Below are 6,632 nucleotides of genomic sequence, written 5' to 3' on the forward strand. Positions count from 1 at the left end.
CATGGGTTAGTAAATCTATATGAACGATATACAAAACTACGTCAGACTTAAACTGAACCGCCGTATACCGAACGGTACGTACGGTGGTGTGAGAGGTCGGAGGCTAGGCGCCTCCTCCTACTCGATTGTGGAGCTAAAGGTTCAGGTTAGTGAAAGACGGGATAATCAGTTAATAAAACAACCAAGAGGTGGAAAGTAATGTATCAATTTCAACACGAGGTCCAAAGAAAAGAAAAGATTGATATGGTATATGTCATTTTATTTATCGTTTCTAGATTGGTAAATATAGCTTTACAGTTCTCGGGTGGTAATATTCTTAATGGAATAGTCAGTCTCTTATTTTCTGTCATTGTCCTTCACTATGGTTTGCGAAAGAAATTCTGGGCGGAAATATTCATAAAATGTACGGTATGGATTCATATAGTTTTCTTGTTGGTGATGTTTCTTGTGATAATAATTAAATGATAAAGTAAGTAGATTCTCAACTAACAGGTGCGTTAGCTGTAGATCGGAGCAGTCTTTAAGGCAGCTTTTTCTTATGGAACTATAGGGGCAGTTTAGTTCATTAAGAGAAGGAACGCTTGATCTATTTATTGAACATATTGGTATGGCTTATATATTTTTTATAGTGGAGGTGTTGTTATGAAAAAGTATGAAAAAATGTTAATTGCGATTAAGGATGCGGATTTTAATTGTTTTGCTAATAAGGGAGATTGGCTTTATATTGCGAATAATAAGGATACAAAAAAGGGGCTTTTTAGATTACCTAACTACATATATTACTTTGTGTCTATAAATGATGAGCGTATGCCTTCTGAAATTGGAGTAGTAAAAAAAATTAATGGTCATATCACTGCAAAAGAACTTGCTGAACTTGATTATAAAAGTAGAAAAAAAGATATTTCGCTTCTGACTGATGAAACTGTGAAAGAATATGAATGGTTTTTAGAAAAAGTTAATGCTCAGCCAGAACATACTCCTATGGCTGTAACTTGGTTTGAAAAGGTCTTACCTAAAAAAGAAAAAGAATTAAGAGTACATAAAAAGTTCTTCACGGGTCTATCAAAAGAAGAGAAAAAAGAATTGTTTGAAATCTAACACTGAACAATTAACTAAGGGTGGCGTTAGCTTAAGATCGGAGCTGACTTTAAGGCAGGTTAGTTGAAGAACAGTAACAGAAAAGGTAGGGTTTTAGGAGGTGCTAGTATTCGAGTTTTCTTATGTTTTTTTTATTTGTTTCTTTTAAGTGGTCTAGTAATGGGTTCAATGGAAAGTATTTTTTTTACTGATATTTTTGGTAAGGTAGGTAAAGGTATTCCAACACTTTTTGCAATACCTTTACTTTATTTGATACGGAATCATTTTAAAGAGATAAAAGATCTGGATTTTGGAATGATGTTGTTTTTAAGTATTGCTTCTTTTACAGGACTTGCAGTCATCTTTGTTGTTTAGAGATGTTAAAAGGTGATTTTAAAATTTCCTTATAGAACTCCCTCAGTTAATTAAGTATTTCTTACGAATGCTCGCTTATTCGCAGGATTTCATCCCACTGGGTAGAGTAAGAATTAGTGAATAAAGGGGGATTTGACCGTTTGGGCAATATGAAGGCAGATGGAAACAGAGGATTTACCTAAATCCCTTAATATTCCATATAATGCACGCTTTCTCCACGACACCCTCGGAGGCTTTCCCTCCCATGGCTCAACGGGTCATATTTATATGCCCTTTCATTCCTTCGTCATGCCTATCCAAGGGGTGGAGTCTGGTATTGCTAACGGAACGGGTCATTGCCCTTTTGTTCTATACATCCAGTACTCCGTGCTTTCTTTGAAATCCTACGAATAAGCCAATGCTCGTGAATGAGATATCAAAAGGCAAATTTCATGCTGCATCTTGAGTGATCGGATAAACTTTTTCTGGGGAATATTCAGATCCAGTTCTGGCCATCCCCACTAAAACTCTGGCGAGTTTACCACACAACTTCATGACAGATTTCATTTTCTTTGTTTTTTTCACCTTAACATTTGTGGCGTGAATGGCTTGGAACTCTGGGTTATTCATGATCAGACTCATCGTCGCAAGAAATAGAAAACGTCTGAGTCGAGATCTTCCACGTTTGGATAGGACAATTTGGCCTTTCCACTTCCCAGAGCTTGCCTCGGAAAGGTGTAGACCTGCGTGACGCAATAAAGCATTGCCATGAGCGAATCCACTTAAATCACCTGATTCTCCAAGAATACCAGCCAGTGTAATCGTGCTAATTCCTTTAATCGCGAGTATTTTTTCGGCATAAGGGATTTGTACGAGTATGTTTGTGACTTCTTGTTCAACTGCTTCAAGTTGGGCGGTCGCAAGATCGTATTCCTCAAGCAATTGCTTCAAATGAAGTTTATAAGCATCAAGAGCTTTTTTAGTACCAACCGATTTGTTAGCTAGTTCAATCAGTGAATGAGCCTTTGGAATACCGGCATGTCTTTTCATCACCGATTTCCATCCTTTAATGATATCTTGAGGCTGTAAGGAACGTAGTTCAACTGGAGTAGGAAATAGACGAAGGGTTGCGATAGCTCCCTTTGCTGTAACATCTTTGAAGACTTGACGTAATTCAGGGAAGACGATATCTACCCAGCGATTTAGTTGGTTGATTGAGCTGACGAGACGTTTAACAACCATGTCCCTGTTAGACATAAGGACTCGAAGTTTTTCTATGGATTCGGGGCTATGATGAATGAATGTATAATAGCCATTTTTCATCATATCAGCGATGACGAGAGCGTCCTTTTTATCGCTCTTAGATTGGGTATTATCTCGATTCTCTTTTATTCCTTTTAACAAGGTGCGGATTTACGGTCACAACATCGACGTTTTGTTCAAATAACCATTTTGATAGATTCAACCAGTAATGACCGGTGGGTTCCATACCCACGATGGCTTTGTCTAAACGGTTTATTCGTTTAAGTTCTTTGATCCAACTTAGTAATTTAGTAAATCCCTCATCGTTATTTTCAAAGGTTAGAGGATGACCGATCACAATTCCTCGATAGTTAACAGCTCGAGCAACATGAAATTGTTGTGCAATATCAATTCCTACAACAAGATGACGATTCGTGATTCTTTCAATTAGTTGATTTTGTTTGTTTTGCATTTTAAAATTCATAGTAGAGCTTCCTCCTTAAGGTGAGTTTTGGTTTGTGTGTACTCTCATCATACTGAGGGGCTCTGTTTTTTTCAAAGCCGATATTTAATGCTCTACAGGAATGCTAACGGGTGCGTTAGTTCATTAAGAAGAAGAAAAAAAGTCGATTCCTTAACGTCTTTTACGAACATTTTTGATTGTTACTTCTTTAAAATAGACTCTGTTAAACAATGCTTTTGGTTTTTCTTCTTCAACTAACGAAAAAACGCTAGTTCACATAATCACTCTTATACATGAAAAAAGGATTTTTTAAATCCAAGATCCTTTTTTGTAAGATCAATCCTCTTTATGTTCATATTTTATAATTTTTTGTTCCCCTCCACCTACTTCTATAGTGATTGTGTCTATTCCATTAGGTGGATTATGTGCACCAACATATGTATGTATTTTTACTGTTATCCTATATGCCCCACCAATTCCATATAATTGTTTAATAGATAAAATTTCAGTTTCCCACCCTGCCCATTGACGATCACCACCGGGAATATCTTTATAGATTTTAGCAACGGCTTCATTAATGGCAGGGCTAAGGCTTGCTATAAGAGCATATTTTGTTTTTTCGTAATCAATTTTATTTTCCTTTTGTGAATTTGCTTGTATTGGTATTGTTAAAATAAAAAATACACTGAAAAAAATTAGTAAAAACTTCTTCATATGGGACCTACCTTCTTGGGTTTTGGCTGTAGATATTTTCCCCAACAAGATCAAAATAATAACAAATGAATATTCCATACAAATCTAGTCAACATAAGCGATGTTATCGGAAATAATATTTTTTCTCTCTCTTTTGCCAAAATAAGAAATAATCCTCTAAGAGGATTATTTTAAGTAGTTAGTTCTTTTCAATCTTCCACACTAAATTTTCAGGATTGTCCTTTTCAAGGAACGTTAAACGATAGACTTGTTTATAGTCCTTATCGGAAAACTCTACCTTGTGGTTAAGTCTCCATTTTAAGTTACCATAATCACTAAATAAATGCTGTTCGTCCGTATTTTCAACAGAGAATAGCAGTTCTTTATTGACGATATCACCGTTTCTCTTTTTAATTTCCATGTATACATCAATGGTATTTATCTCATGATGACAGATGATGCTACATACGTACTTCCTATTGGGACTGTTCTTTTTCAATAGTGGATAAATATTCTCATAACCTGATTGTTTAATACTTTTATAAATGTCATCAAGTATTGCCTTATCCCAGTTTAATTCATCTGCAGCACGTTTCATACCTTCGTGCACGATTTCAAGAGTCTTCTCCTTCTTTTCTCTACCGGAGGTCAAAGATAAAATACCCTCAGCATCTGCTTCCACGTATACAGGGAAGTAGTTGAAGATGAGGGCGAATGTGTCAATTTGCTCTCTCTGTTCTATCTCCTTTATACAATAGATCTGTACTCCCTTATCATCTTTTGCTTGTAGTTTCGGCAGAAGACGACTATAGAAAAAAGTAATACATCTAGTCTCATGGAAGAACGACCAGTTCAGATTCTTATTCTTCGGAACGTATAACTGAATATCTTTAATAATAGGCATAAAATCATCTCCTTAAGGTCCCTTATGGAAACATATACCATCATAGCTCTTTGGTTGAAAAAGATGCAATCTATTTCATCTTTATTTATCTAATTATGAAAGCTGTAGGTTCGTAAAAGTACACTTTTACGAATTTTTTTTGATTGTTACTTCTTTAAAATAGACTCTATTAAACAATGCTGTTGATTATTCTTCTTCAACTATAGGGGCAGCTTAGTTGAAGAAGAATAATGGGTTATTATGGTAATACGAGATTATAGGGGGCTATCTTAATGAAAAATTTAATTATTGGTATCATAGTTTTAGTGGTACTTTGGCTAATACTTCCGTTATTTAATATAAACTCATCATATTTAATTCCTAATGTAATTGAATGGGCTACAAAGTTCATACTTCCGTGGATAGTATTGTATTGGTTTATCAGACTCATTAGAAATTTAGAAAAAATTTAATAGCCTTTATTGAACTAAAGGGGCAGGTTACTTTAACAAAAAGTAATGTAAAATATAATTAAAAAAGCCATTTTAGAGGAGTGACTGATGTGCTTTGTTTTTGTGAACAAAAAGAAAACCAAGAATTAAAAGTTGAAGGTGATGTTGGAGCAGATCCTATATGGTGCAATCAATGCGGTTGTAACTTTGATTTAGAAGACATCCCGATTTCAAATAAGTTAAAAAGCGAATTAATGGAATGGGCAAATAAGTATGGGGAATGGATTGATTGGGGTCAAGATCAATTAATTCCAAATGGAATTGAAATCGAAGAAGAACATAATAAACAAGGTGCTAAATTAACAGAAAAAGTAAATAAAGAACTTAGAGGAAAATATAGAATAAGATTTTCATCTTCAACAATGGCAAGAATGTATGCAAATAAATATCATTAACCCTTATTCCACTAACAGGTGCGTTAGCTAAGGATTAGAGCTGTCTTTAAGGCATCTTTTTCTTTATGGAACTATCGGGGCAGGATAGTTGAAGAGTACTGTTTGATCTTTATTCAACAATTGAGCCAGATTGTAATTTTTATATAGGCTAAAATAGAAACGCTTTTCTTATGAAAAATAATAAAGGGAATTAACTTTAATCAAGAGAATAAATAGAACTAGGTATTCAATTTATGACTATTTTTACATTCTTTTGGATTCAAAGAAAAAATTTAATAGGAGTGTGGAAAGCATGTTTCATGCAAAAGACGTATTATCCGATCAATTATTAGCTAATGCTAATGATCCTAGCTGGTACCTTCCATTTTCTGACTCTGTTAAAAACTTGTCAGAGGAAGAAGCGTTTTGGAAGCCTAATGAAAATTGTAATAGTATTGTTGAAATTGTGCAGCACCTGCTTTATTGGAATGAAACATGGCAAACCAGGTACCAAAAATCTCATGTCAATGCTGTGCCTTCCATAGGTGATAATAATAAAAGCTTTATCATTCCAGAAAATAAAAATTTTAATGACTTAAAAGAACGACTTTTAGAGGTGCTATTACAATGGCAAAATTTATTAACGGAAGAAAAAGTTGAAAGTGAAGTAAATGGCTTTCCTGAACCTGCGAAGTGGTGGGAAATACTTGGAAATGCATCAACTCATAACGCATATCACATTGGTCAAATCATTTATATTCGAAAACTGCAAAAGAGCTGGAAAGTGGATGTTGTCGAAGTATAGTCAAATCAATATTCATTAGTAAGGGCGCGATTCTTGAAGAAGTTTCGCTTTTCTTAATGAACTAACGGGTGCGTTAGCTGAAGATCGGAGCTGTCTTTAAGGCAGCTTTTTGTGCGACGGGCAGTCGTATGGGATGTTGACACTGTCAGCGTCCCTCATTTTCTTTATTCGACAGAGACGTCATTTCGATGAAACGACTGGTAAAAGAATGGAGCAATTGAATCCCAGA

6 protein-coding genes and 1 pseudogene are annotated in these 6,632 nt (G+C 35.0%); 4 read left to right on the forward strand and 3 right to left on the reverse strand.

Going from position 1 to position 6,632, the window contains the following annotated elements:
- Positions 1-642: 642 nt before the first annotated feature.
- Together N0M92_RS28645 and N0M92_RS28650 are read left to right on the forward strand one after the other, a co-directional pair.
- The gene (locus N0M92_RS28645; protein WP_260288960.1) at positions 643-1,098 is read left to right on the forward strand and encodes a hypothetical protein; all 456 of its coding nucleotides are present in this window, start codon (positions 643-645) and stop codon (positions 1,096-1,098) included.
- Positions 1,099-1,257: 159 nt separating this feature from the next.
- Complete coding sequence (locus N0M92_RS28650; protein ID WP_260288961.1) at positions 1,258-1,452, forward strand: hypothetical protein; 195 nt, start codon at positions 1,258-1,260, stop codon at positions 1,450-1,452.
- 429 nt (positions 1,453-1,881) lie between these two features.
- Here N0M92_RS28650 and N0M92_RS28655 read toward each other — a convergent pair.
- From N0M92_RS28655 to N0M92_RS28665, 3 genes and pseudogenes are all read right to left on the reverse strand, one after another.
- A pseudogene (locus tag N0M92_RS28655) lies at positions 1,882-3,157 on the reverse strand (IS110 family transposase).
- Between the two features lie 315 nt (positions 3,158-3,472).
- Positions 3,473-3,850 carry a DUF3888 domain-containing protein gene (locus tag N0M92_RS28660; protein ID WP_260288962.1) on the reverse strand — a complete coding sequence of 126 codons (378 nt, stop codon included), beginning with the start codon at positions 3,848-3,850 and terminating at the stop codon, positions 3,473-3,475.
- A 178-nt stretch (positions 3,851-4,028) separates the two neighbouring features.
- On the reverse strand, positions 4,029-4,733 hold the full coding sequence (locus N0M92_RS28665; protein WP_260288963.1) for a hypothetical protein: 705 nt from the start codon (positions 4,731-4,733) through the stop codon (positions 4,029-4,031).
- A 532-nt stretch (positions 4,734-5,265) separates the two neighbouring features.
- On the opposite strand from N0M92_RS28665, the gene N0M92_RS28670 reads away from it, so the two are divergent.
- Together N0M92_RS28670 and N0M92_RS28675 are read left to right on the forward strand one after the other, a co-directional pair.
- A complete protein-coding gene (locus N0M92_RS28670) occupies positions 5,266-5,619 on the forward strand; it encodes a hypothetical protein (protein ID WP_311202613.1) in 354 nt (117 codons plus the stop codon).
- A 292-nt stretch (positions 5,620-5,911) separates the two neighbouring features.
- Complete coding sequence (locus N0M92_RS28675) at positions 5,912-6,403, forward strand: DinB family protein (protein WP_063575018.1); 492 nt, start codon at positions 5,912-5,914, stop codon at positions 6,401-6,403.
- Positions 6,404-6,632 lie beyond the last annotated feature (229 nt).

The organism is Peribacillus aracenensis (assembly GCF_025175645.1).
GTDB lineage: Bacteria > Bacillota > Bacilli > Bacillales > DSM-1321 > Peribacillus > Peribacillus aracenensis.

Bases quoted from the DNA above. Each gene is read 5' to 3' on its own strand.
- N0M92_RS28645 (WP_260288960.1), top strand. From the start codon at position 643: ATGAAAAAGTATGAAAAAATGTTAATTGCGATTAAGGATGCGGATTTT.
- N0M92_RS28650 (WP_260288961.1), top strand. From the start codon at position 1,258: ATGGGTTCAATGGAAAGTATTTTTTTTACTGATATTTTTGGTAAGGTA.
- N0M92_RS28660 (WP_260288962.1), bottom strand. From the start codon at position 3,850: ATGAAGAAGTTTTTACTAATTTTTTTCAGTGTATTTTTTATTTTAACA.
- N0M92_RS28665 (WP_260288963.1), bottom strand. From the start codon at position 4,733: ATGCCTATTATTAAAGATATTCAGTTATACGTTCCGAAGAATAAGAAT.
- N0M92_RS28675 (WP_063575018.1), top strand. From the start codon at position 5,912: ATGTTTCATGCAAAAGACGTATTATCCGATCAATTATTAGCTAATGCT.